15 protein-coding genes are annotated in these 26,803 nt (G+C 49.5%); 12 read left to right on the forward strand and 3 right to left on the reverse strand.

The genetic code is table 11. The annotated features are described in order from the left end of the window. Window positions 1-134 precede the first annotated feature (134 nt). The 3 genes from NDI44_RS10075 (at window position 135) to NDI44_RS10085 (ending at window position 4,409) form a co-directional block, all read left to right on the forward strand. Window positions 135-1,310: a septal ring lytic transglycosylase RlpA family protein gene (locus tag NDI44_RS10075; protein WP_348235271.1), complete on the forward strand. Its 1,176-nt coding sequence runs from the start codon at window positions 135-137 to the stop codon at window positions 1,308-1,310. A gap of 177 nt (window positions 1,311-1,487) precedes the next feature. Beyond that, window positions 1,488-3,074, forward strand: coding sequence for a bifunctional pantoate--beta-alanine ligase/(d)CMP kinase (locus tag NDI44_RS10080; protein ID WP_190415714.1), 1,587 nt, complete (start codon window positions 1,488-1,490; stop codon window positions 3,072-3,074). Window positions 3,075-3,431: 357 nt separating this feature from the next. Next, entirely contained in the window at window positions 3,432-4,409 is a 978-nt protein-coding gene (locus tag NDI44_RS10085) for a polysaccharide deacetylase family protein (protein WP_339380555.1), read from the forward strand. A 237-nt stretch (window positions 4,410-4,646) separates the two neighbouring features. On the opposite strand, the gene NDI44_RS10090 is transcribed toward NDI44_RS10085, so the two are convergent. Then, entirely contained in the window at window positions 4,647-9,299 is a 4,653-nt protein-coding gene (locus NDI44_RS10090) for a glutamate synthase-related protein (RefSeq protein WP_190415383.1), read from the reverse strand. A gap of 788 nt (window positions 9,300-10,087) precedes the next feature. On the opposite strand from NDI44_RS10090, the gene NDI44_RS10095 reads away from it, so the two are divergent. From NDI44_RS10095 to NDI44_RS10125, 7 genes are all read left to right on the forward strand, one after another. Next, window positions 10,088-12,262, forward strand: coding sequence for a phosphodiester glycosidase family protein (locus tag NDI44_RS10095; RefSeq protein ID WP_242037183.1), 2,175 nt, complete (start codon window positions 10,088-10,090; stop codon window positions 12,260-12,262). 232 nt (window positions 12,263-12,494) lie between these two features. After that, window positions 12,495-12,920, forward strand: a complete 426-nt coding sequence (locus NDI44_RS10100; RefSeq protein WP_190415385.1) for a phosphomannose isomerase type II C-terminal cupin domain — start codon at window positions 12,495-12,497, stop codon at window positions 12,918-12,920. 381 nt (window positions 12,921-13,301) lie between these two features. Beyond that, entirely contained in the window at window positions 13,302-15,371 is a 2,070-nt protein-coding gene (locus NDI44_RS10105) for a serine/threonine-protein kinase (protein ID WP_190415387.1), read from the forward strand. Between the two features lie 179 nt (window positions 15,372-15,550). Then, window positions 15,551-17,668 (forward strand): serine/threonine-protein kinase, encoded by a 2,118-nt coding sequence (locus NDI44_RS10110; protein ID WP_190415389.1) that lies wholly within the window; start codon window positions 15,551-15,553, stop codon window positions 17,666-17,668. Between the two features lie 211 nt (window positions 17,669-17,879). After that, window positions 17,880-19,049, forward strand: coding sequence for an IscS subfamily cysteine desulfurase (locus tag NDI44_RS10115; RefSeq protein WP_190415391.1), 1,170 nt, complete (start codon window positions 17,880-17,882; stop codon window positions 19,047-19,049). A gap of 637 nt (window positions 19,050-19,686) precedes the next feature. Continuing rightward, the gene (locus NDI44_RS10120; protein ID WP_190415393.1) at window positions 19,687-21,918 is read left to right on the forward strand and encodes an Rne/Rng family ribonuclease; all 2,232 of its coding nucleotides are present in this window, start codon (window positions 19,687-19,689) and stop codon (window positions 21,916-21,918) included. A 215-nt stretch (window positions 21,919-22,133) separates the two neighbouring features. Continuing rightward, a complete protein-coding gene (locus tag NDI44_RS10125; protein ID WP_199299825.1) occupies window positions 22,134-22,733 on the forward strand; it encodes a ribonuclease HII in 600 nt (199 codons plus the stop codon). A 105-nt stretch (window positions 22,734-22,838) separates the two neighbouring features. Here NDI44_RS10125 and NDI44_RS10130 read toward each other — a convergent pair whose 3' ends face one another. Continuing rightward, window positions 22,839-23,420, reverse strand: a complete 582-nt coding sequence (locus NDI44_RS10130; protein ID WP_190415395.1) for a DUF1997 domain-containing protein — start codon at window positions 23,418-23,420, stop codon at window positions 22,839-22,841. 319 nt (window positions 23,421-23,739) lie between these two features. Between NDI44_RS10130 and pheA the strand changes: the two genes are divergently transcribed. Both pheA and NDI44_RS10140 read left to right on the forward strand, forming a co-directional pair. After that, window positions 23,740-24,585: a prephenate dehydratase gene (pheA, locus tag NDI44_RS10135; protein ID WP_190415397.1), complete on the forward strand. Its 846-nt coding sequence runs from the start codon at window positions 23,740-23,742 to the stop codon at window positions 24,583-24,585. Window positions 24,586-24,656: 71 nt separating this feature from the next. Continuing rightward, the gene (locus NDI44_RS10140) at window positions 24,657-26,057 is read left to right on the forward strand and encodes a hypothetical protein (protein WP_190415399.1); all 1,401 of its coding nucleotides are present in this window, start codon (window positions 24,657-24,659) and stop codon (window positions 26,055-26,057) included. Between the two features lie 89 nt (window positions 26,058-26,146). On the opposite strand, the gene NDI44_RS10145 is transcribed toward NDI44_RS10140, so the two are convergent. Continuing rightward, window positions 26,147-26,788, reverse strand: a complete 642-nt coding sequence (locus NDI44_RS10145; RefSeq protein ID WP_190415401.1) for an LON peptidase substrate-binding domain-containing protein — start codon at window positions 26,786-26,788, stop codon at window positions 26,147-26,149. Window positions 26,789-26,803 lie beyond the last annotated feature (15 nt).

The raw sequence follows: 26,803 nt of genomic DNA on the forward strand, positions 1-26,803 counted from the left end.
GGGTGAACACAGAACGAGTACGAGTTATCGATTGGGCAAATGAGCCGTCTGGCGCTACCACTGGCATTTGGCTCTAAGCTCGACCTCCCAGTACTTTTCACAAGGACTCTATGAACCAAAGATTTTGTTTCGGAATGTTTGCAACCCTTTTAACGACTGCCCTCCTGGGTACGACTACATCTAGTTATGCGGAGTCAATCAAGGGGGTTAACCAAGCTTCCGAATCCCGTGTTTCTCAGGCGCAACAGACCAGCAAATCGAGAGTGACTAAAAACGACCTTCGGCAAGCAGTCTCTTCGCCCTTACTCTCAACACCGTCAAACCTTCAGCCGACTAACGGTGTCAAATTGGGAGAATACCAGTCTCAAGCCGCGCTCCGTTGCTTAGTAAAACCTTGTCCAAGCGCAATGGATCGGGCGGTTGTTGCTAAAATTCTTCCCCATGAGTTAAACGGGTATCAGGCAGCAACACTCTATGTCCGCAGTATTCCAGTTTTAACCTTTCTCGGCTCCCGTCAAGCTCCCGCAGAAAGCACGAAAGTAGGGGAAACCCAGAGAACTTTAGACGGGTCGCGTCAAGCGGATGCCAACACTTCTCAAGACGATCCGGTTTGGCGAGCCACTACTGTCGCTGCGAAGCTGAATCAGTTGAGCCGAGAGCAAGTGGATGCGAAAGCGATCGCAGTCGTTTGGAATGGTGACAAGAGCAACTACAGCATTAAAGTGAATGGCGAGGAACTGGTGGAGGTAAACGGGAAAACAAGATTGCCCGACACCACTCGTAACGTTGCCACCGATGCCTTACAAGCAACCAATCGGCTGAGACGCCTGATGGGGAACGCGCCGCCGCTACGGGCAATTGCAGGTGTACCCACATCTAAGCCCAAGCCGCGCCAGATTGCCAAGCGCCCTAGCGCTTCCAGAGTCGCGAACGAGCGATCGCGCGTCGTGCAACAACCATCGAACGCCATTGCCTACAGACCAGTCATCTCCGAGCTTAAGGGCATGGCATCCTGGTATGGTTACGCTGGCAATGGCACTCAAAGTGCCAGCGGTGAAAGATTTAATGAGAATGCAATGACCGCGGCTCACCGTACCTTACCTTTTGGAACCCAAGTGCGCGTGACTAACACAAACAACGGGCGTTCTGTCGTCGTGCGAATCAACGATCGCGGGCCTTTTATCCGGGGTCGGATCATTGACGTGTCAGCCGGGGCTGCTAGAGTTCTAGGCATGATCAGCAGTGGTGTGGCACCCGTGCGTGTAGAAATTCTGGGCAAACCGCAGAAGGTAGCAGTTGATGACAACTAAACTTTTAGCCACAAAGGTGTTAAGCCCAGACTCTTGACATTGAACCTCCTGTTCACCTAAAACGCCCAATCCTCTTTTCTGGAGATAGACTACTGGGCAGAGAGTAGTGTTAGTGGTTAGTAGTTAGTTGCTCGAAAACCAATTACTAACCACTAACAACCAAAAAAGGGGGGTTTGGTGCGCCTGTTTACGACAACTGCTGGATTGCACTGCTACTTGGATTTATACCGGCATCCCTTGAAAATCGGTTTTGTACCGACAATGGGAGCATTGCACGCAGGGCATCTTAGCTTAATCCAACACGCTCGACGCGACAACGATCGGGTCATCGTCAGCATCTTCGTAAATCCGTTACAGTTTGGCCCGACAGAGGATTTTCAACAATATCCTCGTCGGCTAGAGCAGGATTGGCAATTGTGCGAACAAGCGGGGGTAGATGCGATTTTTGCCCCCGCTCCTGAAGAAATGTACGGAATGAGGAATGTGGAAAGGACGCTTGCGCCTGTTCCCGATTCCCAATTACCCATTCCCAATGACTTAACTCAGGTAGTTCCACCGGAGAGCATGACCTCATTGTTGTGCGGTCGCTCTCGTCCCGGACACTTTCAGGGAGTGGCGACAGTGGTGGCGAAGCTATTGAACCTGGTACAACCGACTCATGCTTATTTTGGCGAGAAAGATGCCCAGCAACTGGCGATTATCCGGCGTCTGGTGGCGGATCTCAATTTGCCGGTAGAGATTATCGGGTGTCCCATCGTCAGGGAGGCGTCGGGACTGGCACTCTCATCCCGCAATCAGTATCTAAGTGCTGAACAGAAAGAGCAGGCGTCTGTCTTGTATCGCGGCTTGCAGCAAGCGCAGAAGAAATTTAAATCGGGCGATCGCGATCGCATTGTTCTCATTGAGGCAGCTCAAAAGGAATTTGCACTCGTCCCAGAGGTACAGATCGAGTATATTGAACTGGTTCACCCAACAACTCTCATGCGATTGGAAAAAGTTGACGAGGCGGGACTGTTAAGCATCGCGGCGCGGCTAGGAACAACCCGTTTGATTGATAATGTAACTTTGCGCGATCGCCAGCCGATTCTGGCGATTGATGGCCCTGCCGGAGCAGGAAAATCGACCGTAGCCCGCACGGTTGCCCAGTCTTTAGGACTACTTTATTTAGACACCGGGGCGATGTACCGCGCCCTGACTTGGCTGGTTCTGGAATCAGGAACCAGCGTCAAAGATGAACCCGCGATCGCCGAATTAGCGAGCGGTTCTCAGATTCAGCTAAGCACCAGTGACGACCTCCAGACGCCAGTGCGGGTTTGGATTCATGACCGCGAAGTCACCCAGGCAATTCGCTCGCGAGAAGTCACAGCTCAAGTATCAGCGATCGCTGCTCAACCCTACGTCCGCCGAGAACTCGTAAAACAACAGCAGCGCTGGGGAGTAAAAGGAGGCGTCGTCGCCGAAGGACGCGACATCGGCACCCACGTTTTCCCGGATGCGGAACTCAAAATCTTCTTAACCGCCTCCGCTCAAGCACGGGCGCAACGCCGTCAGCAAGACCTGAAAAACCAAGCTCAGCCAGAAGTCAGTTTAGAGCAGTTGGAGCGGGACATTCAAGAACGCGATACCCGCGATAGTACCCGCGCCTTGGCACCCCTGCGAAAGGCAGCCGATGCCATCGAGATCCAAACCGACGGTCTGAGCATAGCCGAAGTCACTGCACAAATTGTCAGCCTTTATCATCAAAGGCTGTCTGTGCCTGTCTAGCAGCTGCTTTCTGAATGTACGGTTTAACAAAAATACAAGGTCAGTCAAAACTAACTTTAACCCGGATTAACTTCTGGTTGGTGAGTATTCTGCTGTAGCCTGCAACAGGGCAGACTTCACTGCCCTGTACAAAAAATAAGCAATTTAACGATAAATGATATAGTTTCTAGCTTTTAGCGCTCTAGACAGGGATTCTAGAGACGAACAAAGGACAGTAGACGCACGTCCTCTAGCTAGCAGTCTTGCTCGCGCAAGTTGCGCCGCTAGTTGTGAAAAAATTTTTGAGAAGCATGGTGTCTGGAAGTGGCGGCAGATGAATTGCCGCCCGGATGAAAGGAGGAGTGGAGGGGACTTAACGTGGCAAAGTATGACAGATTTCTCTGGCGGGAAAAAACAACATTAATTGCTCTGGCTGCGGCTGCTAGTAGTTTTATTGCTGGTCTCATGTTGCCAGTAAACCCACAAGGTAGCGATCCAGAAATTCTTCTATCCCCTACTGAAAAAATGGGGCATCACACCCCCGAAAAAAGTGGCATTGATATCCAAGCTTTAAAGGCACAGCGAGATGAGGCATTTGTAAAGGTATTCTCTCGATTGGAACAGGAGGCACAAGACAGACGCCTGATGGTTTCTGTACCTACGCAATTTCAGGGCAAAACCTTTCAGGAAGTAACCCTCAGCAGCAAAGAGAAAGTCATTGCCCTGACATTTGATGACGGACCTTGGCCTAAAAGCACGTTGGAAGTGCTGGAAATCCTCAAGAAAAATAACATCAAGGCAACGTTCTTTATGGTGGGGAAGAACGTGAAAAATTTTCCCCATTTGGCGCGTCAAGTTTCCCTGGATGGTCACGCGATCGGCAATCACACTTGGAGCCACCTTTACCATCGCTTCAACGAAACTGGAGCTTCCAGTGAAATTGACCGTACATCCGACATGATTTATCAAACTACAGGCATCAAGACAACTCTATTTCGTCCACCCGGTGGTCATCTTAAAAACGGATTAGCTGCCTACGCCCATAAGAAGAATTACGCGGTTGTGATGTGGTCTTCTGATTCAAGAGACTATAGCCGTCCTTCGGTGCCATTATTCATCAAGCACGCGCTAACTGGAATCACACCAGGCGGAATTGTCCTGATGCACGATGGAGGTGGCAATCGAGACCACACGGTGCGGGCTTTACCCCAATTAATCACCGAATACAAAAAGCGTGGCTACAGGTTTGTCACGGTGCCAGAACTGATGGAGATGCAAGACAAAGAAGTTAAGTTGGCAGCCGCTGCTAAACGAGTTCCTCCAAAAGTTCAATCGGCTGTTCCAAAACCTGAATAAGGGAAGAGAATATTTCCTCTTTTCAGGCACGATACAGAGGTGGCTGGTGATTGGGAAAAAGTTTTAAGTTTTGAGTGGTGAGTCTTGAATTAAAGAAATTTATTTTCACTCATCAATCATCACTTTCATTACTGCTGACCTGTACGATGTAGCGGCATTTATAGAATTTATAGAGAAAATTTCTTCTCTATGATGCTGGTAAGGGGAACCCGATGGTTCCCCTTCACTTTTTAGTGCTTACTGCACCGAGCTAAGCACCTTTTCTGGTGTTGCTTCAGGATTGGCTTCTGGAGAATCAGCCTCGGAAGGAGGCACAACTTGCCAGAATTTGGCTAGAGACTCAGCCCAGTTGGCTAAAATATCTTTCGCTTTCTGGCTACCTGTACGTTCGGCGTGCAGCTCAATCAGCTCTTTGAGTTGTTGCTCACCGGCAGGTGTCCTGACTCGTTGCAGCTTGACAATTTCTGGGTTTACCTTCGATGTAAAGCTGCCATCCTCATCGAGGAAGTAAGCTAAACCCCCGGTCATCCCCGCGCCCACATTGCGTCCGACTCTGCCCAAGACGACAATCGCGCCGCCAGTCATGTATTCGCAACAGTGGTCGCCTGCACCTTCGATCACCGCCATGCCCTTGGAATTGCGAACGGCAAAGCGCTCACCAGCTTGACCATTGGCAAGCATGATGCCGCCCGTGGCACCGTAGAGACAGGTGTTGCCGACAATCACGTTTTGGGCTGGATCGTAGGTAGCTGACTGGGGCGGCTTGATGACAATTTCGCCACCATGCATCCCCTTGCCTACGTAATCATTTGCTTCACCTTCCAGGTTGAGAGTGATGCCAGGGAGGTTGAAGGCACCAAAACTTTGACCCACACTGCCTTGGAAGTTGAGGGTAAGACTGCCACTCCAGCCGGTGTTTCCATATTGAGATGCGATCGCTCCCGCAATTCTTGCCCCAACCGTCCGGTCTGTATTTACCACGGTTACAGCTTTGGTCACGCTCGACTGATTTGCGATCGCATCCTTAACTTCCGGGTCGTTGAGCAGTTGATCGTCCAAAACCGAGCCATTGCTATGAACGGCCTCGTGAACCAGCCAGGAACGGTCTTCACGGGTATCGGGAAGACGGGTCAGGCAATCTAGATTCAGCGCCTGTGTCTTGGTGAGTTTCGTTGGGCGCACCTTCAAGAGGTCGGCTCGACCAATGATGTCGTTGAGCGACCGATATCCCAACCGTGCCAAGAGACTCCGCACTTCTTCTGCTGCAAAGTAGAAGAAGTTGACGACGTGTTCTGGCATTCCGGGGAAGCGCTTCCGCAAGTTTTCTTGCTGAGAAGCTACGCCTACAGGGCAGTTATTGGTATGACAAATCCGCGCCATAATGCAGCCTTCGGCAATCATAGCAATTGAGCCGAAACCGTATTCTTCTCCGCCCATTAAAGCGGCAATAACGACATCCCAGCCACTCTTAAAGCCACCGTCTACTCGCAGAATCACGCGATCGCGCAAGCTGTTTTCCATGAGGACGCGATGCACTTCGGTTAACCCCAGTTCCCAAGGGCTTCCGGCGTGTTTAATCGACGACAGCGGAGAAGCGCCCGTACCCCCATCGTGACCGGATATCTGGATAATATCGGCATTTGCTTTGGCGACCCCAGCCGCGATGGTACCGATGCCAACTTCTGCTACCAGCTTCACCGATACTCCCGCTTTCGGGTTAATTTGGTGCAAGTCAAAAATTAACTGCGCCAAATCTTCAATGGAATAGATATCGTGGTGCGGCGGCGGCGAAATCAACGTCACCCCAGGCTTGGAACGGCGCAGCATGGCGATGTAAGGGCTAACTTTTGTCCCCGGTAGCTGACCGCCTTCTCCCGGCTTGGCACCTTGAGCGATTTTGATTTCAATTTGCTTGGCGCTCATCAGGTACTCAGGGGTGACGCCAAAGCGACCGCTAGCAACCTGCTTAATCGAAGAAGAAGCCGTATCCCCATTCCTTAATCCTTTCAGATGCGGTAAGACCTGGGAATGACCCATTTCATCGACATCATCGAGAACTTTGTAACGAACTGGGTCTTCGCCGCCTTCTCCAGAGTTGGATTTACCGCCGATGCGGTTCATGGCGATCGCGAGGGTTTCGTGCGCTTCCCGCGACAATGCCCCTAGAGACATCCCACCTGTAGCGAAACGCTTGAAAATTTCCTCGACTGGCTCTACTTCTGCCAGTGGAATGGGGGCGCGATCGCTTTCTAGATCCAGCAAATCTCTGAGCGCCGTTACAGGTCGCCCTTGCAAGTGCTTTTGATAAACTTCGTAGTGGTCGTACTGCGGATTCTTCACCGCCTGATGCAGCGACTTGGCAACTTCCGGGCTGTTCATGTGGTACTCGCCCCCCGGACGGTACTGCACAAAGCCACAGTTTTCCAGCTTTTTGCGCGGCACTTCTGGGAACGCCGCCGAATGGAAGGACATCACTTCTTGGGCAAGTTCTGCTACGCTCAAGCCACCGAGGCGCGACGCCGTCCCCGCGAAGCCGAGCTTCAGCAAATCTCCTCCAATACCAATTGCCTCAAAAATTTGTGCCCCTTGATAGCTAGACAGTAGAGAAATCCCCATTTTTGAGAGAATTTTCAACAATCCAGCTTCTACCGCTTTGCAGTAATTTTTTTGAGCCTGCTCTAAGCTAATACTCTTGATTCTGCCCCGCTGCATCATATTTTGCGTCTTGCTGTCGCTCCACCAATGACGCACGGTTTCCAGAGACAGATAAGGACAAACCGCAGAAGCACCGTAGCCAATTAGACAACCAAAGTGGTGCGTACTCCAACACTGAGCGGTATCGACAATTAGGGATGCCCTCGTCCGCAGACCCTGCTGGATCAAGTGATGGTGTACTGCCCCTACAGCTAGGAGCGGTGGAATATAGCTGGATTCGGCACTAATACCATTCGCTATGCGATCGCTTAGAATGATTATTTCTTTCCCAGCACGGACGGCTTGAGCCGCTGCTTCGCATAAGCTTCTAACCGCTGCCTCTAGCCCTTCTGGCCCTTTCTCAATTTCAAACAGCGTTGAGAACTGCTCTGTCTCGAAAGAAGAAGCGCAGATTTGCTCTAGTTGTGCTTCATTCAGAACCGGAGACTCTAACTTCAGCAACCGGGCATACTCTGGTTTCACTTCCAAGAGATTTCCCCGCTTACCCAGAGAAACCGATAGCGACATCACCATGCCTTCGCGCAGGGGGTCAATTGGCGGATTTGTCACTTGGGCGAAGCGCTGCTTGAAATAGTCATAAAGCAAATGCGGCTTTTCTGACAGCACTGCGAGGGGAATGTCATCTCCCATGCAAAATGTCGGTTCTTTCCCAGAAGACGCCATTTCCTCAATGACCATTTCCACATCTTCGGTGGTGTAGCCAAAGGCAATTTGCTGGCGCAGCAAGGTTTGATTATCCAGCTTTGGTTCTGGTGCAAAAGGCTCCGCTGCCAGATTTTGTCGGTGAGACGCTAGCCACTCTCCATAAGGATGGGTAGCCGCAATCCGTTCCTTAATCTCCCAATTTTTTTGAACTTCGTGGGTTTCCAGGTCAACGGCGATCATTTGACCTGGCCCCAAGCGACCTTTTTCCAGAATCTCTGCTTCGGGCAAATCGACTACACCTGCTTCGGAAGCGACGACGACGTAGCCATCCCGCGTGATGCTGTATCGAGCCGGTCGCAGACCGTTACGGTCGAGGGTCGCCCCTACTTTTTTCCCGTCGCTGAATACTAGCAGTGCTGGGCCATCCCAAGGTTCCTGAAGCCCGTTGTAATATTCATAAAAATTAACAATTTCTGGACGCTCCAACAATTCCGGCTGATTTTGGTACGCCTCTGGCACCATAATCGTCAAGGCTTCCAGAGGACTCCGACCCGTGCGTACCAGTAACTCTAGTACGTTATCAAGAGTTGCCGAGTCGCTATTATCGAGATGAACGAGTGGCTTGAGGTCGTTGATGCGTTCTCCCCAAAGCGGGTGCTTCAGCTCTGCCTCTCGTGCCATCATCCAGTTAATATTTCCCAACAGCGTATTAATCTCGCCGTTGTGCCCCAAAAGCCGCATTGGCTGGGCTAGAGGCCATTTGGGCAGGGTGTTGGTGCTGAAGCGGCGGTGATAGACCGCAAAGGCGCTCTTATAAACTGGATTTTTTAAATCTGTATAAAATTCTCCCAGCACGGCGGAGCGCACCATGCCCTTATAAACGATGGTGCGGCTAGAGAACGAACAGACGTAAAAATCTTCAGACCATTCTAGATCGAGGTCGCTATTGGCCTTGAGTGCCTTGCTGATACGGCAGCGAGCCAAATACAACTTTCGTTCCAGTTCATCGCCCTGTAAATGGGTCGAGGTACAGATCAGCTGCTCGATTCGTGGCTGGTTCTCTTTTGCCTGTATCCCAAGCACCTGGGGCTGTACCGGCACCTCTCGCCATCCCAAGACAGTTAATTCTTCCTGTTCGAGAGTTTTCCGAACAATGTCCTTGGCTCTGCTGGCAGCTTCGGTATCTTGGGGTAAAAATACCATTGCCACCCCTGTCTGCTGAGTCGGGGGCATTTCTATGCTTTGAGTTGCCAACCATTCACCCAACAGTTCCCACGGAATGGCGGTCATCAAACCGGCTCCATCCCCAGAATCCTGGTCAGCACTACAACCGCCCCGGTGTTCCAGACAAGCCAGGGCAGATAAAGACTTCTCGACTAATTCATGCTCTGGCGTTCCCTGCGGATTGGCGATGAAGCCGACGCCGCAGGCATCACGTTCCTCTACCAACCATCGCGGGCCAGGAGAGGTTTCTGCCCCCTTTAGCGTTCCCTGTAATTGATGATTATCATTCACACTCCTGTTCTCCATGAGCTGATCCACGTTTTTCCTTTACTTACTGATACAAATTTCCCGTTCTCAGGTTGCTAACCCTGTGGCAAGACTTTACTAAACAACAGGATTAAAAATTGTCAAACGATGACAAAACTCGTCGTCAATGTATTTAAACACTCATTTCAGTCTTCTCTCGCCGAGACTAGGTGATGCCTCCAAAGCCTGACTTATCTAGATATAGATGCCATTTGACCATGAAGGCTGCAACTGAATGACATTACTACTTTTTCTGCTTTTTTTGCGCTAGAGCCAAGGGTGACAAAACTGGTTGTCAGAGCGATCGCTTCCCGCAAGGTGCTGTTAAGAACCTCGTTCTAACCCGATTCCTATACCAGCAGCCTGCAAGAGTGACGGATTAGACATCTTATCATTTTTTAATGACGCCTAATATAAATCCCCGACGCTGGTCAAGGGACTGGTAAGCGACCCCAAGACATAGAGCCAGGACAAACAAATTGTAGGGGCTATCGTCAACACCAAGTCTAGACTGGGCTATGTTTTTAGCCGCTACTTTGAGAGCGAATGCTTCGCCCTATTGAGTTGTTGAATAAAGCGTCTTGCCGAACCCTGCGGTTATGCTTTTTATTATGAAGCTAAAAAAGCAGGCTTGAGAAGATAAAGTCATTGTTTTTTGATAGTTGTGCTGCTGACGCGCTGAGTTATTTTAGAAGTCGTGACTCTGTAGACACGCATCCAGCGCTATCCAGGTGTATGGCAAATACGCCCCTACAGAAGAGCCGCCCTATTTTTATTGATGTTGTCGAATGATCAGGAGAACGACGTCACAGAGTGAGACGTTCGATGGTGTAGCGGGCATAATTGCCCCCGGTCGCCTAATCGCTTTCTCGCTCCCGTCCATTATTGCCCTCTCAGTTTACATGGCGACTTCTTCCCCGGTCGGAAGCACTAAAGAGCCAGTGTTAAAGGCACGGGAGAGCGAAGAAAAGAGCCAGATAGCACCACCGACTGCCAAGCAGATACCTGTAGCCCCCCACAAGCTTCCCCCCAAAGGATTACAGTTTTATGCCGCTCTCAGCAGGCCCAACAAGTTGCCCAGTCAAGCGTTGCCTGTTGCAGCTCCCACTGGGAAACTTCAAAAATTACCGGCACCGGAATTGCCCCTAACCACACAGGCGTTGGTGCCTTCAGCATCGCCTCAGATTTCTCGGTTGGGTTATCAAGTTTCTATCAACGGTCGCACCTTGCCAGCCACTTGGAGTCAGTGGCGGCTGGGAGAGTCTGTCCGTACCGGAATTAGCGACGCCGGGATGAGTCAAACATTGGGGGTAGAGCTTTTAAATACTGGAGATGTCACCAGACAGCCGGTACAGTGGTTTTCCCAACCGGCAACGGAGCCGCTAATGTTAGCGACGCAGGCAGTGGGGTCGTATCGCTATCTAGATATTACCGATTTCGCCCAGAGAGCCGGTTGGAAGATGGAGGTAAAGGGCACCAAGCTCTTGATTTCCTCTAAGCCAGCGCAAGTGGCAGATATTCAACCAGCACTGCAACCGAGGGGTTCGCGCATGACGATCGAGATCGATCGTCCGACGCCGTGGCAAGTGAGAAAAGAGGGTGAAGAATTAGTCGTCACAATGGATGCAGTGGCTACTCCCGCTCTCCTCCAGCGTTTTTCTTCCGCTCCAGTACCGCTGCTACAGGCTCCGAAGCAAGGGAAGGTCGCAGAGAAGGACAGGGAAACAGAAGGAGAGATTCCCTCGATAGTTCCACTTCCCCATCGCTCGAAATTACCGACTCCAGTGGTGGAATCAATTCAGAACCAAACCCAAATCCGTATCAACATTCCAGCCGGTCTGTCTCCTCGCTTTTCCTCCCTACCCAACCCGAATCGATTGGTTATCGATTTTCTACCAGAGGCGATGGTAGAGCGAGATATTCTTTGGGCGAAAGGAATCCGCTGGAAACAGCAGTATGTGAGTTTGGGTTCTTCCCGATTTCCGGTAGTTGGGCTGATATTGAATCCCCGTCTTCAGGGGGATGTCAACTTGCCCTTTTTTAAAATGAAACCGATCTGGAGCCATCCTTCCAAGATGATGGGAGTCGCTCCCCTGAGCGAGACAGCCCAGATGTGGCACGCCTCGGCGGCAGTCAACGGGGGCTTTTTTAATCGCAAGAACCAGCTACCTTTAGGCGCAATTCGGCGGGATGGGCGCTGGTTATCCGGGCCGATTCTGAATCGAGGCGCGATCGCCTGGAATGATACGGGAGCGGTGAAAATTGGGCGTCTGGCGCTCCAAGAAACTTTAATCACCTCAACGGGTGCGCGGTTGCCAATTTTTTTCCTCAACAGTGGCTACGTCAAGGCAGGCATTTCCCGCTATACCCCGGAGTGGGGAGCAACCTACACGCCGCTCATTGATGATGAAATCATTGTCGTTGTCCAGAACAACCAAGTCACGAGCCTTCTACCCGGAGGGATTGCGGGTAAAACTGCCTTTCCCATTCCCCGCAATGGTTTCTTACTCACCCTACGCGCTAACCGAGGACCAGCCGCTTCTCTCCCGCTTGGTACGAAAGTATGGGTAGAGGGAGCTACTGTCCCTGCTGACTTTAACCGCTACCCGCACATTGTTGGTGCTGGTCCCCTTTTGTTGCAAAATCGGCAAATTGTGCTGAATGCCAAAGGCGAGCAATTTAGCGACGCTTTCGATAAGCAAGCCGCAATTCGCAGTGCAATTGGAACGACCGCAGACGGCAACCTAATGATTGTTGCCGTTCACAATCGCGTTGGTGGAACTGGGCCTACCTTGAGAGAAATGGCTGCCCTGATGCAAAAAATGGGTATCATTGACGCCCTCAACCTTGACGGTGGTAGCTCTACCAGCCTCTACTTAGGAGGACAGCTCCTAGATCGTCCTCCCTCTACTGCTGCCCGCGTTCACAACGGTCTTGGTATCTTCTTCCCGCCCACCCGGTAGTCGCTGATTTAGGATTTTTTTACGATTTAGCCAATTTGTCAACCGTTAAAACTTCTATGAAGACTTGATGTAGATTGCGAGGATTCAGTAGTTTACGGTTACAACAGCCTGGTTTGATTTGCTATGTTTGGCAAAGATTCCCTCAATGTGTCAGCGATCGCTCACTACAATCGTCCATTCTCAAAATGTATTCACCATGCTGACAAAGCAACGGTTTTAAGGAGAAACATCAATGGCTCAGGCGCAAGAAATTTCTCAAACTTCTGCCTTCCCTTTACCCAGTTCGATAGCCACCAACGGAATTGCTGCAACGGAATTGCGCCCTTGGGGTTCTTTCACGATTCTGGAAGAAGGGCGAGGCTACAAAATTAAGCGTATTGAAGTAAAGCCTGGTCACCGGCTCAGCCTGCAAATGCACTACCACCGTAGCGAACACTGGATCGTGGTTTCAGGCACAGCGAAGGTTGTTTGTGGCGAGCAAGAACTGACTCTTAGCAGTAATCAATCGACCTATGTTCCTCAATGCCATACTCATCGCCTAGAGAATCCTGGTGTCATTCCTCTAGTATTAATCGAGGTTCAGAATGGGGAATATTTAGGAGAAGATGACATTGTTCGTTTTCAAGATGACTACTCCCGCAGTCAGCAAAAAAAGTAGGCTAGGGTTCAAAGTTGGGTAGCTCGACGAGCGACTACCCGATTTCAGTATTTTTTTGAAATCAAATTTTCTAGGGCGTTCTTCCATGATGATGTGGGAGTCGCCCTAAATGGTTTCCGGAGGGTATGCGATCGCGCCAAAGTCCAACTCTATCTTTCATTCATTTGTTGCATTTTCACGGCTCTTGTCATTCCTGGACGAGTCAGGAGTCCTCTAAAGCGAGACGAATGTTTCTACTCAGTTAGACTTGTGAAACTGGACGAGTTTCCTGATTTCTCTTGCAGGGGTAGCGGTTGGGCGTTAAAACATCTAAGGCTGGCAAGCAAAACCAGAGCCTTGGGGACTAATCTAGAATAACTGCCAGAACACTGCATCTACCTCATGCTGGGAAAAACGCTCAGTGGTCGCTACCAAATCATCAAACACTTGGGAGGCGGGGGGTTTGGTCAAACTTACCTTGCCGAAGATCAGCAGCTACCGGGCAATCCACAATGTGTCGTTAAGCAACTCAAACCCAAGGCTAACGATTCATTAACGTTGGAGGTAGCTAGACGTTTATTCGATCGGGAAGTTCAAGTCCTCTATCGCTTAGGGAATCACAATCAAATTCCTCAACTTTTAGCTCATTTTGAGGAGGAGCAAGAGTTTTATTTAGTACAAGAATTCATCGAAGGGCACGAACTCAAGCAAGAATTACCCGTTGGTAAGCAACTGAAAGAGGACTTAGTCCTTGTCCTTTTACAAGACCTTTTAGAAATCTTAGCTTTTGTCCATCAGCAAGATGTCATCCACCGGGATATTAAGCCGTCAAACTTAATTAGGCGCAAGCAAGATAGCAAATTAGTCTTGATTGATTTTGGAGCCGTTAAAGAAGTCGGCACGGAGACTGTCAGTCCTTCCGGGGAGACAACTTTAACGGTGGTGATTGGTTCGCCTGGTTATATGGCAAACGAACAACTCAGTGGTAAACCCCGATTCAGCAGCGATATTTATGCTGTAGGGATGCTGGGAATTCAAGCCCTTACCGGATTACCGCCATCTCAACTGCCAGAAGACTCTAAAAACAGTGAAATTTTATGGCGCGATCGCCTGCCGGTAGGGACGCGGTATACCGCGCCCCTACTAGACGTTTTAGACAAGATGGTGCGCTATGACTACCGCCAACGCTACCAAACAGCAATAGAAGCTTTGCAGGCGCTCCAGCAGCTCAATACTGGCTTAGTAACGCAGCCGATGACACCCCCTCCTTATAACGTCAGGTCATCACCTACTGCTTCTTTGCTACCCGTCACGCAGACGCTGTCGATTCAAATCTCATCAGCAAGGCAACCGACAAGCCAAAATTCTTCTGTGGCGACATCGGTTATTCAGGAAGCACCACCAAAGTCTGAAGAAGAAGGGATTTCTACTATCCAAAACAAGGCTCCTGTACTAATAAGAATTGGCGCGGGTATTGCTACAGCTCTAGTTCTGACAGTCGGAATTTTCTATTTTCAAAGACCTCATACCATTGGAGAAAAACCACAAGAAATTGCTTTAGTCAACACCCTCCCCGGTCATGCAGGCGGCGTTACATCGATTGCAATTAGCCCGGATGGTCAGTTCCTTGTCAGTAGCAGTCTCGACCAGACGATTAAGATTAGAAACGTCCGCAGCAAAGAAATCATTCACACGCTAACCGGGCATTCAGGATATGTTTATTCTGTTGCCATCAGTTCGGATGGTCAGACCCTCGTGAGCGGGAGTGCCGATAAAACAATTAAGGTGTGGAACCTGCAAACAGGGAAACTGCTTCGCACCCTGAGGGGGCATTTAGGAAATGTGTATTCCGTTGCGATTAGCCGAGATGGACGAACCCTTGTTAGCGGGAGTCAGGACAAGACCATCAAAGTGTGGAACTTGCAAACAGGTGAATTGGTGCGATCGCTGATCGGGATCAAAGAAGGGCTAGATGAGGGCGTTCGGAATGTTGCCATTAGTCCAGATGGACAAACGCTGGTCAGTAGTAACGTTTATGACATCAATGTGTGGAATTTGGAAACGGGCGAACTGCGCCGCACCTTTGGGGGACATATCGAGGCAGTGAGGGCGATCGCGATTAGCTCGAATGGTGAAACCTTAGCCAGTGGCAGTCCAGATGGAACTACAAAATTGTGGAATTTACAAACAGGCGAACTGCTGAATACGTTTCCTCATGGATCTCGATTGCCGAATGGCTCTTTTTCTGGGGGGGTGTATGCGGTTGCCCTTAGTCTAGATGGTCAGACGCTCTTTAGTGGCAGTGGTACTAGGGAAAACAGCCTAAAATTGTGGAATCGGCGGACTGGAGAATTGATTCGCACCCTGACGGGACATTCCAACACGATTTTCGCAATTGCGATTAGTCCGGATGGGCAGACGATTTATAGTAGTAGCCTGGATGGAACCATTAAGGTTTGGAGCGTGCCTTAAAGCGAGGAGCTTGGGGAAATAAGGGTAGAGAATCAAGGCTGAGGAAACAAGAGGGCGAAAAGCGATCGCGCTCATGCGAAGCGAGGGGTTAGCCTAGCGCTGACTTGTCAGTTCGCGTACTCTGTGGATTTCCCGATTCCCAAGGCTAAACTATCAGACAACTACACTGTACAAATGTCATGCTGGGAAAAACGCTCAGTGGTCGCTATTACATCGTCAAACACTTGGGAGGCGGGGGTTTTGGTCAAACTTACCTGGCTGAAGATTGGCAGCTACCCGGAAATCCACTGTGTGTTGTTAAGCAACTTAAACCCCAAGCTACCGACCCCTTAACTTTACAAGTATCACAGCGTTTATTCGATCGAGAAGCCCAAGTCCTCTACAAGCTGGGAAAACACGATCAAATTCCCCAACTTTTGGCTCATTTTGAACAAGAGCAAGAGTTCTATTTAGTACAAGAATTTATCGAAGGGCATGAACTCAAGCAAGAGTTACCTGTTGGTAAGCATCTGAGTGAAAATCAGGTAATGACCCTCTGTGGAGACATTTTAAAAATATTAGAATTTGTTCATCAGCAAGAGGTCATTCATCGCGATATCAAACCTTCAAATTTAATTAGGCGCAAACAAGATGGAAAGATCGTTTTAATTGACTTTGGGGCAGTTAAACAAGTTAGCGCTCAAAAAACTAACTCTGAAAGGAATACTACTTTAACGGTTGCGATTGGTTCGCCCGGTTACATGGCGAACGAACAACTCGGTGGCAAACCGCGATTTTGCAGCGATATCTATGCAGTGGGAATGATTGGTATCCAAGCAATTACAGGAATACCACCCAGCCAGTTACCAGAAGATCCGACAACCAGCGAGATGATTTGGCGGGATAAGGTACAAGTCAGCCAGCCGTTCGCCGATGTTTTAGACAAAATGGTGCGCTATGACCACCGTCAACGCTACCAAACAGCAACAGAAGCTTTGCAAGCACTTCAATGGGTTAATTCCCAAATGTCAACGGGGGCTTATCATGTGCCACCCACACAAACCCTAACGCCTCCAGCCGCCACGACTCAACCAATTGTCACTTCTACACTATTACCTCAAACCGACCCATCTCAGCCACAAACAATCCAGGATGCTGTTGCTGAGTTATCAACATCCTCGGTCGATACACCCATTAGCAATGCTGGTGTTGCGACTCCTCGAAATAAACCTCATTGGCTGATCGGAATTGGAGTCGGTCTTGCCACTGCTTTCGCGCTAACAGCGGGGATTTACTACTTTCCGAAACAAAATAATTCATCACCTTTATTACAAATTGCAAATAGTCCATCACCGTCGTTGCAACAACTTAATAATTCTTGGGATCGGGTAGAAAATATTGCTTTAGCCAATACTTTTATTGGAAATTCAAAAAATGTTTATTCGGTTGCGATTAGCCCGGATGGTCAAACCCTCGCAAGCGGTGGTGATGACAACACTATCAAGCTGTGGAATTTAGGGACGAGACAACAACTGCAAACCCTCAAAGGTCATTCAGACTGGGTTTATTCTATCGCCTTCAGCCCTGATGGGCAGAAGATAGCAAGTAGTAGTGGCGACGGAACCATTAAAGTGTGGAATTTGCAGTCTGGGCAACTACTGCAAACCCTCAAATCAGGGTCTGAAGATCGGGTTTATTCGATTGCGATTAGCCCAGATGGACAAACTCTCGCCAGTGGGAGTAAGGACAAGACAATCAAGCTGTGGAATCTGGGCACGGGGCAACTGAAAAATACTCTCAAGGGGCATTCAGGCTTTATTTTATCGGTTGCGATCGCTCAAAATGGACAAACCCTTGTCAGTGGCAGCGATGACAAAACAATCAAAGTGTGGAATCTGTCCACAGGTACCCTGATTAGCACCGTCTCTGAGCCTTCAAACAATGGTGTTCCTGCTGTCGCTATTAGCCCAGATGGTCAGATTCTCGCCACTAGCAACATTTCCGACAAAGTTTATCTATGGAATCTGCAAGAACTTTTGAAGGGTTGTAAAGGTGCACAGCCATGTAGCCCTACACGGACTATTTTTGCCCATAAAGACTATGTTAATTCGGTTGCTTTCAGTCCCGATGGGCAGACTCTCGCGAGTGGAAGTCGGGACAAGACAATCAAGCTGTGGAATCCACAAACAGGAGAGCTAAAAAGCCCGATTTCTAACCATTCAGGCGCTGTTAATTCTGTTACTTTTAGTCCTGATGGGAAAACCCTGGTCAGCAATGGTGAGGAAGGGAAAATCGAGGTTTGGCAATCGTCGCCCTAAAATATTGAGGATCTTGGGATAATTTTTCTAGAAAACCTAGAAAGCGATCGCCCTGAAACATTCACCACTTTTCTTGCAGTTTTTCTAAATCCTGGATAGTCAGACTCATGGGAACCTCCTTCTGCACCGAGCTGAGGCTACGGCTATCGTATCCTCAATCGCTAGACCTACAATTTGCCAAAATGGGATTGTGAACCATTCCACGAAACAATTGACTCAGCGCCCTATTTATCTCGATTGCCATGCAACGACACCTCTTGATGAGCGGGTGTTAGCGGCAATGCTGCCTTACTTTACCGAGCATTTTGGCAACCCTGCCAGTATTACCCATGTCTATGGCTGGGAAGCGGAAGCTGCTGTCAAACAAGCGAGAGCAATTTTGGCAGACGCGATTAACGCCACACCGGAAGAAATTGTCTTTACCAGCGGTGCGACGGAGGCAAATAATTTAGCAATTAAGGGCGTCGCGGAAGCTTATTTTCAAAAAGGACGCCACATTATTGCTGTAGAGACGGAACATAATGCGGTTCTCGATCCTTGTGATTATTTGCGATCGCTTGGTTTTGAGGTGACTTTCCTCCCCGTCCAAAGCGATGGACTTATTGATTTAACCCAGTTAGAGAAAGCGATTCGTCCGGACACGATTTTAGTTTCGGTGATGGCGGCGAATAACGAAATTGGGACTATACAGCCGTTGGCAGAAATTGGAGCAATTTGTCGCCAGCATCAGGTACTTTTCCATACGGATGCAGCCCAAGCAATTGCCAAAATTCCCCTAGATGTAGCGGCGATGAACATCGATCTGATGTCAATGACTGCCCATAAAGTCTATGGTCCGAAAGGAATCGGCGCTCTTTATGTCCGACGCCGCAACCCTAGAGTTCAAATGGCACCCCAAATGCATGGAGGCGGACATGAGCGGGGGATGCGCTCTGGTACTCTTTATACACCGCAAATTGTTGGGTTTGCTAAGGCAGTAGAACTCGGACTCACGGAAATGGAATCGCAGACGCAACGCCTCGTCCAGTTGCGGGAACGCCTATGGCAGCAACTGAGCGGTTTGACAGGGATTCATTTAAATGGACATCCGACCCAGCGATTACCAGGAAACCTTAATATCAGTGTCGAGGGTGTAGATGGAGCAGCGCTCTTGCTGGGATTGCAACCAGTAGTGGCAGTGTCTTCTGGATCGGCTTGTACCTCTGTCAAAGTGTCTCCCTCTCACGTTCTGACGGCGCTGGGACGCTCGGAACTTTTGGCTTATGCGTCGGTGCGGTTTGGGATTGGACGGCAGAATACCGCGGAGGAGATCGATCGAGTCGCACAGCACGCGATCGCGACGATTTCCAGTCTGCGTAGACAAGCTTCGATTGTCGGTTAAGCAACCAAATCTGCAAACTTAGGCTGAGAAAGTTCTGGCTAACGCCACTGCCAATCTAAGTTACGTCCGATCGGCGTAACAGCGCGATATAATACATCACAATAGAAGCAATTGCGGATCGAGGCTCCATCGGGTTGCCCCTCGTGTGAACCTGTCATGGTGGCGCTCGCGCAGCTAGCTTTTCTTTGAGACTTTCTGTTCATTCTTGGCAAAGTCCAGCGTTCAACCTTTTTGAAAAAGGATGGCACTGGCAACTTAAATTCATCGGGGAAGAGTTGACCCAGCTTGTCGGTTACTGATTCCAGTGACTATGGGCGATCGCACCTTTATTCTCTCTAGGTAGGGGCGGGTTTAGAATCTATCCCTGCTGTCATTGAACCAGAAGGTAAAACAAAACCGGCCCGTACAGAGTTGTTTCAGGCTGACACTGTTATTTTTTTTGAGCAAAAGTGAGAGTCACCTCGAAAGGATGAAGGATGTGGGGCGTAGACCGAAGGTCTTCTCGAAGAGCCGCTCTTCGTTGTACCTCGAAGGGTACGGAAGGATAAATGAATACATTCCATTCCGCCTTCTGCCAGTGAGCAACTTCCGCCTGTCTGTTGTGCTATCAGCTTGCTGCAAATTTTGAGGAAATTGAATGCCAAAGCAAATTATCATCGCAGAGCAGCATCGAATCGCTGCCGTATTTTGGGAAGATCAAATTCAAGAACTCGTCGTTGCGACTGGCAACCATCAAGTTGGAGACATTTATCTGGGCGTTGTTGAAAATGTCTTACCTGGGATAGATGCCGCCTTTGTAAACATTGGAGATACAGAGCGCAATGGCTTTATTCATGTTACTGACTTGGGTCCGTTGCGGCTAAAACGCTCTGCGGGTGCGATTACAGAACTGCTGACACCCCAGCAGAAAGTCTTGGTACAAGTGATGAAAGAGCCGACGGGCAACAAAGGCCCCCGGCTTACCGGAAACGTCAGCTTACCCGGACGCTATGTAGTGTTGATGCCCTTCGGACGGGGTGTAAGTCTGTCTCGGCAAATCAAGAGTGAGAGCGAACGCAACCGCCTAAGAGCGTTAGCGGTTCTGATTAAACCCGCAGGTATGGGGCTGATCGTGCGGACAGAAGCAGAAGGACGCTCGGAAGAAGCCATCATTGAAGATTTAGAGTCTCTGCAAAAACAGTGGGAGGCAATTCAGCAAGAGGTAAACTCCACCAGGGCACCAGCGCTGTTGAATCGAGACGATGATTTCATTCAGCGCGTCCTGCGAGATATGTACAGTGCGGAAGTCAATCGCATTGTGGTAGATTCCCACACGGGAGTCAAACGAGTTAAGCAATACTTACTTAGCTGGAGCGGAGGGCGATCGCCTGAAGGGGTTTTGATCGACCATCACCGCGAGCGTCTCCCGATTTTAGAATACTTCCGCGTCAATGCCGCGATTCGAGAAGCCCTCAAGCCCAGAGTTGATCTTCCTTCTGGTGGCTACATTATCATTCAACCGACGGAAGCATTGACGGTCATCGATGTTAACTCCGGTTCCTTTACCCGCTCCGCAACAGCCCGCGAAACAGTTCTTTGGACAAACAGCGAGGCAGCAACGGAAATTGCCCGCCAACTGCGGCTTCGGAATATCGCCGGTGTGATTATTGTTGACTTTATTGACATGGATCAGCGGCGAGACCAGCTGCAAGTGCTGGAACACTTTAACAAAGCACTGAAAGTAGATAAAGCAAGACCGCAGATTGCTCAACTCTCAGAACTCGGCTTAGTAGAACTGACCCGCAAGCGCCAAGGTCAAAATATTTACGAATTGTTTAGTCAGGCGTGCCCGACCTGCGGCGGCTTGGGGCATCAAGTTCGCCTTCCCGGTGAGCCTGCCCGAAATGGCGGGGAAATTTCCGAGCATTCTGTGCCAGTGCCTGTAAGGGAAGTCCGGACGGCACCTTATCGAAACGAACGAAACGAACGAAACGAACTTGGCGTCCGGGAAATGCCCCTCCCAGACATCCGTGAAAGTCGCAGCGAAGCCCTAGATTTAGCTGTTGATGATGATGATGATGATGACGCAATGGATTTGATGCATCATCCCAGTTATCAGGAACGGGGAGGAGTCAATAACAATAATCGCCGTCGTCGTCGCCGCCGTATTGGCGAACCTCCTGCAAGAGAGGAAATCACTAAAAATCCCGTTCGAGTCTCGACTTCTCCGCCACTAGTGAATCATTTCAGACAGAGTCCGGTGGCAGAACCAGAAGTATCGAGAGATACCGAGGTATTTACAGCAGCGCCATTGCCCGTTTTACCCGCTGTGGAAGAAGGTCGTCGGGCGTCAAGACCGGAGCGACCTAAACCTTCCAGGCAGGAAGTTGAACCGCCGGAGATTGTTTCGATTGAAATGACCCCAGAGCAACAAGATATCTATGCTTTAATGGGAATTTCTCCGTTGGTACTCCTGAATCGGCAGGTCAAAAATCCTAAATCAGCGATTGTTTCTGTCACCTTACCCGGAGAGTCTGCCCAAACTGCACATGCACCGTCTGTAGAACCAAGCAGGGAAGCTGTCAGCGTCATAGATAACATCATAGATAGGGATATTCCTGGCGTAGAGTCCGCGCTTGACGAGAAATTCTCTTATATATCCTCCGCCTACGAGGAAGATGAGATGAGAGATGGGGGAGATGAGACAACGGACGAGGAACCACCAACTCAGTTGGTGATGCCTGTGGTGATGTCCGAACCAGAAGCCCCTAGGGAAGAAGACACTGTGGAGAGTGCTTCTTCTGCATCCTCTAATGAAGCCGAAAGTAGCCCCGTGATAAACCGGCGGCGTCGTCGTCGGTCTTCTGCAACGGAGGCTTCTGAAGGCTGAAGGATGTTAGCGAAGCGGCGCTAATGCGCCGGATGAAGGATGAAACGAGAAAGACTGTAGGTATTTACCTAAAAATTCAGTTCCATACTGTTATGATTCATCCTTCATTCGTCAGAAGCTAAATTCTCAAGGAGTCAAAGATCGTGTCGCCGGAAGTGCAAAATGCCCCCGCCGTCGTAAAGCGAATCCGTAAACCGAATTTCAACCTAGCAGATCTGCCAGAGTTAGCTGGCGATTGGGAACTGGTTGCCGGTGTGGATGAAGTGGGGCGCGGAGCCTTATTTGGGCCGGTGGTAGCGGCGGCTGTAATTCTACCCAAGTCTGCTTTTGAGGAACTTGCAGCCGCTGGGGTTAGAGACAGCAAACAGCTGTCTAGCTATCGGCGCAGCAAACTGGCAGAACACATTCAAGCGATCGCGCTTGACTGGAAAATCGGCTATGCCAACAATCAGGAAATTGACCAGATCAACATCTTGCAGGCGTCGTTATTGGCGATGAAGCGGGCTGTCACTAAGCTAAAGGTGCAGCCGCAGATGTGTCTGGTTGATGGGAAGTGGTCGCTGCCAGACTTGGCGGTACCGCAACAGAATCTTGTGAAGGGTGATGAGCGATCGCTGGTCATTGCTGCGGCCAGCATTGTTGCCAAAGTGTGGCGCGACGACTTAATCATGCGTTTCGCCACCCAGTATCCTGCCTATCATTTAGCAGCTAATAAAGGTTACGGTACTGCTCCGCATCTCTTAGCTCTGCAACAATACGGTCCTTCGCGCTTGCATCGAATGTCTTTTAGTCCCTGTCGGGTGGGTAATCAATAAAAACAATTTACTGATGCCCTACTCCTGAGCAATTGAGTACAAGCGGGTTTATCCAAACATATTGCTGAGACAACAGATAAAACGAGCAAAACCGCTCTAATAATTTCAAAACTCAAAACTTTCGGAAGGCTGATTGCTAATTGCAGAGGACTGAGAATTAGTAGCGTTTGCCCACCGACGATAGTCTAAAAGTAACTGATGCATCAATCGTTGTTTGATAGTTAACAGTACACTTTTGAGTAGCGCATTTCCAGTCGCTTCTAAAAACGGCTTAGGGGTAAACAAAAAAGGCGGCGGCAGCTCTACTTTGACCTCTAAATCTGCTTTTCCTTTGAGATGAGTTGTTCCATTCAATTCGCACGGAGAAAGCTTACCAATTAAATTGAGAGCAAAGCGTTGGTTGATATATTCAACACCGCGCAGTTCGCAATTTGTAGATGTTAAATGAACTGTTCCATCCGACTCTGCCCATACTCTTAAATCCACAATTGGTTGAATGCTCAGGGTCATAAAGCTTAAGGGACGCATTTTCAAACGAAAAAGCTCGTCACTGAGTTGTTCAATTCGAGTCGGATCGACTAGAGCCTGCACAAGACGTTGGGGCTGGCGCAAATAATGCTGAATGGGAACAGGTTGTTCCGGAACAGCAATTTGAACAGATTGGGAGGCAACAAATTGAGTTTGCATGAGAGGATGGTAACAGAATGTAATTCTGTACGCTAAATTAAATTAATTTTACTTTACAGTTCTTAAAAAAGCGGACAGAATTTTTTCTGGAGCTAAAATCCGTCCTAGTAAAGAAGGCATTAACTAAAGCATTTTGTAATTATAAAAATTTATGAAGCAGATCTCCTCTTTCGGAGGCATAAGAAATAGACACTGGGATAGGGCATAAAGTAGCTCCACTCTATCCCTTGCGAGGGACAGCCTCGTTAGCACCGACTTTCTGAGAAAGGTAAAAAAGGTGTCAGAATGACTATCACGGAAAAATAAAGGGCTAGCTTTAATGGTCGTATCCGTTGCACACTTAGGACCTCCTGGCACTTACGCAGAAGCCGCTGCTTTGGCTTATGTTAGCTGGCTAACCCAGATGGGAAAGGAAGCGTTGTTATGTCCCTATCCCAGCATTGCTCAGACACTCCGAGCCGCAGCACAGGGACAAGTGGATCTAGCTGTGGTGCCGGTAGAAAATTCGGTTGAGGGCAGTGTTACGACAACGTTGGATACCCTGTGGCAGCTGGATACGCTGCAAATTCAACAAGCTTTGGTACTGCCAATTTCTCATGCTCTGATGTCACGAGCGCCGAATTTAGAGGCAATTCAGACCGTTTATTCTCACCCACAGGCTTTGGCTCAGTGTCAGGGGTGGCTGGAGCGGTTTCTGCCGCAGGCGCAGCTGGTACCGACAAATGCGACGACGGAAGCTCTCAAGTATCTGGATGAGGACAAAACAGCGGGGGCGATCGCTTCCTCTAGAGCTGCTCAACTCTACAATCTACCGATTCTGGTTTGCCCGATTAATGATTATGTTGACAACTACACGCGGTTCTGGGTGCTGAGTTTACAACCCGCTACCGGAGGCAATTGTACTTCTCTGGCGTTCAGCGTTCCTGCCAATGTACCTGGGGCACTCGCCAAACTGCTTCAAGTGTTTGCCAGTCGTGACATTAACTTGAGTCGAATTGAATCTCGCCCGACGAAGCGGAGTCTTGGCGACTATCTGTTCTTTATTGACTTGGAAGCGAACACTACAGAGGCATCGGTTCAATCTGCCTTAGAAGAATTATCCACCTATACCGAAACGCTCAAAATCTTTGGTAGCTATTCAATTCTGCCGGTAGGGAAACTCTAGCCTTGGGACTGTAGTCTCTAAAACTCAAACCAGACGCTATATCGAGCGTCTCTACAAAATCCCAAACTTTTATGTTTCAATCTGCTCAAGGCATTCCCGGATTGCCCGATTTAACGCATCCGGCTGAGCTAATGAAATTTGGGGGGCAGGTACTGAGTACCTTCCTCATCATTGTGTTTCTAGTTGGTGCGTTGGGAATTGCGATCGCGCTGCTAAATTTCTCTCTCCGTCGAGATCAACCAGAACAAGCGGTTTTCATGGGTGAGTGGGTTGTTCGCTACTCCCGATTACTGCGGAGTTTACCCCACGCTGCCTTGGTTTTAATTCTAATGGTGGGAGGATTTTTTCTTAGCTCAACTTTAGGCAATCGCTACCACCACTGGGAACAAGCACGGGTCGCTCAGGTAGCTGCCAGTGTTGCCGGTGACAGGCTAGAGCAACCTGCACCCCAAGTGCGCTATGTCCTCAAAGAGCCTTACACTTATACCACTCAAGTTGAGGGTAAAATCGTCAAAGTCAACGATACGCGAGAAGTTAGCCGTTTGCTAACTCTGAGTGAATCGCAAGTTCAGGTCAAAATTGACCAAAGCACAGATGCCCAAGATCGTCGCGCAATTTATCGCGTTGACTACAGTGCCGATTATAAAGTTACCAACCCGTTGACTGATATTAGCAATTTTTTCTTTGAAGTCCCGCCGCCTGCCGGTTATTCACTGCTGCAAAGCTATAAGGTAGAGCGGGACGGGACTCGGCTTCAGCAAGCGAATCCCGGTGACTATGGTTTTCCATTCCGTCTCGAACCCGGACAAACAGCTAGTTTTAAAGTCACCTATAAAGCTCAAGGAGGGCCGCGCTGGGTTTATAGTGCCACCGGGCAATTACTCTCCAATTTCCGCCTCACCGCGCTGGCTAACTTCCCTGGAGCGGATTTTGCTAGTGGGATTATCCCCACAGAAAGTAAGGTTGAGGGACAAGGCACCCGATTTACTTGGGTATTTGACGACAACGTTTCCGTCCAAAATCCATTTGGTGTCTTTACTTCGACTGGCCCAATTCGCAACACTGGCATCCTTCCTCGGTTGCTGTTACTCGCACCAGCCGTATTCTTGTGGTGGATATTATTGCTTTATATGTCGCTACCCATGAGCCTCAGAAATGTAGCGATCGCTGGCGGGATTTTCTTCGCTTGTCTGCTAACTTTGACTTATCTTAGCCGCCTGATTGATGTCAAGGTAGCTTGGACTCTCATCTCTATCGTCTTACTAGCCTTGGCGTGGGGATTGGGGTCAAACCGCCGTGCGTCTCTTGCGGCCGTCATTTGCACGATTGCTGGTGCGGTTGTGCCAGTCTTGGGACTCGTCGTTCCTTACACGGGACTTACTCTCAGCGTAGCCGCTCTCTTGGGCGCTGTCTGGCTTGCAGTTCGTCACTGGTATGGCTGGTATGACTTGCGAGCAGATGCTCGTGTTTAGTCCTTAGTCATTAGTTCTGAATCAGTGATTAGCGAGGCTTTTTGCACTGAACTAATCATTGAAGACTAATGACTAACAACTAATGAAACTTACTGGAGTGCATCTTTGAGGACTGTACGAGCCGCGAGGTGATTGCGAGTAGACGTGAGAATTTCGGCTTCGCGCTCTAGGCGGGTTGTCGTATCTTGCATTTCCAGAAGGGCTTGCTGTTCAGATGCCACCCCGTAAAGATTGCTGGCAACCCAGTAGGATAATTCTCTGGGGAGGGTAGGCAAGTCTTCTGGTAGCTCCATGTCTTGGTCGGTCAACTTGGATGAGAGACGTACCACATCTCTGAGCAGTTGTTCAACCTCAGAGGCTAAGGTTCTGAGGTCTTTTTCTGGTGGATGGTCTTCAATCCATTCCACCAAACCGACGCGATAAGGCTTTTCGCGGACGTACTCTAAGACCCTAAACCGCTGCTGTCCCAAGGTCAAGATTTTCATTCGGTCATCGGGAAGACGCTGGAAGTGGATAATTTCAGCGCAGCATCCCACGGCAGCTGGTTTACTTTGAACTGGGTCCCACATCAAAACCCCAAAACGGCGATCGCTTTCCAGAATCGTGTTCATCATGATTCGGTAGCGAAATTCAAAAATATGTAGCGGTAAAGGTCTCCCTGGAAATAGCACCACTTCGGGCAGTGGAAACAGGGGGAGTTCTCGAACTGCGATTGAGGAAGAGGATGCCATTGTCCCTATACTTGC

Source organism: Trichocoleus sp. DQ-A3, from assembly GCF_039961975.1.
In the GTDB taxonomy this organism is placed as follows: domain Bacteria; phylum Cyanobacteriota; class Cyanobacteriia; order Cyanobacteriales; family FACHB-T130; genus FACHB-T130.

Coding starts and splice junctions, on each gene's coding strand:
- NDI44_RS10075 (WP_348235271.1), top strand. CDS start 135: ATGTTTGCAACCCTTTTAACGACTGCCCTCCTGGGTACGACTACATCT.
- NDI44_RS10095 (WP_242037183.1), top strand. CDS start 10,088: ATGATCAGGAGAACGACGTCACAGAGTGAGACGTTCGATGGTGTAGCG.
- NDI44_RS10120 (WP_190415393.1), top strand. CDS start 19,687: ATGCCAAAGCAAATTATCATCGCAGAGCAGCATCGAATCGCTGCCGTA.
- NDI44_RS10145 (WP_190415401.1), bottom strand. CDS start 26,788: ATGGCATCCTCTTCCTCAATCGCAGTTCGAGAACTCCCCCTGTTTCCA.
- NDI44_RS10130 (WP_190415395.1), bottom strand. CDS start 23,420: ATGCAAACTCAATTTGTTGCCTCCCAATCTGTTCAAATTGCTGTTCCG.
- NDI44_RS10140 (WP_190415399.1), top strand. CDS start 24,657: ATGTTTCAATCTGCTCAAGGCATTCCCGGATTGCCCGATTTAACGCAT.
- NDI44_RS10100 (WP_190415385.1), top strand. CDS start 12,495: ATGGCTCAGGCGCAAGAAATTTCTCAAACTTCTGCCTTCCCTTTACCC.
- pheA (WP_190415397.1), top strand. CDS start 23,740: ATGGTCGTATCCGTTGCACACTTAGGACCTCCTGGCACTTACGCAGAA.
- NDI44_RS10090 (WP_190415383.1), bottom strand. CDS start 9,299: ATGGAGAACAGGAGTGTGAATGATAATCATCAATTACAGGGAACGCTA.
- NDI44_RS10105 (WP_190415387.1), top strand. CDS start 13,302: ATGCTGGGAAAAACGCTCAGTGGTCGCTACCAAATCATCAAACACTTG.
- NDI44_RS10110 (WP_190415389.1), top strand. CDS start 15,551: ATGCTGGGAAAAACGCTCAGTGGTCGCTATTACATCGTCAAACACTTG.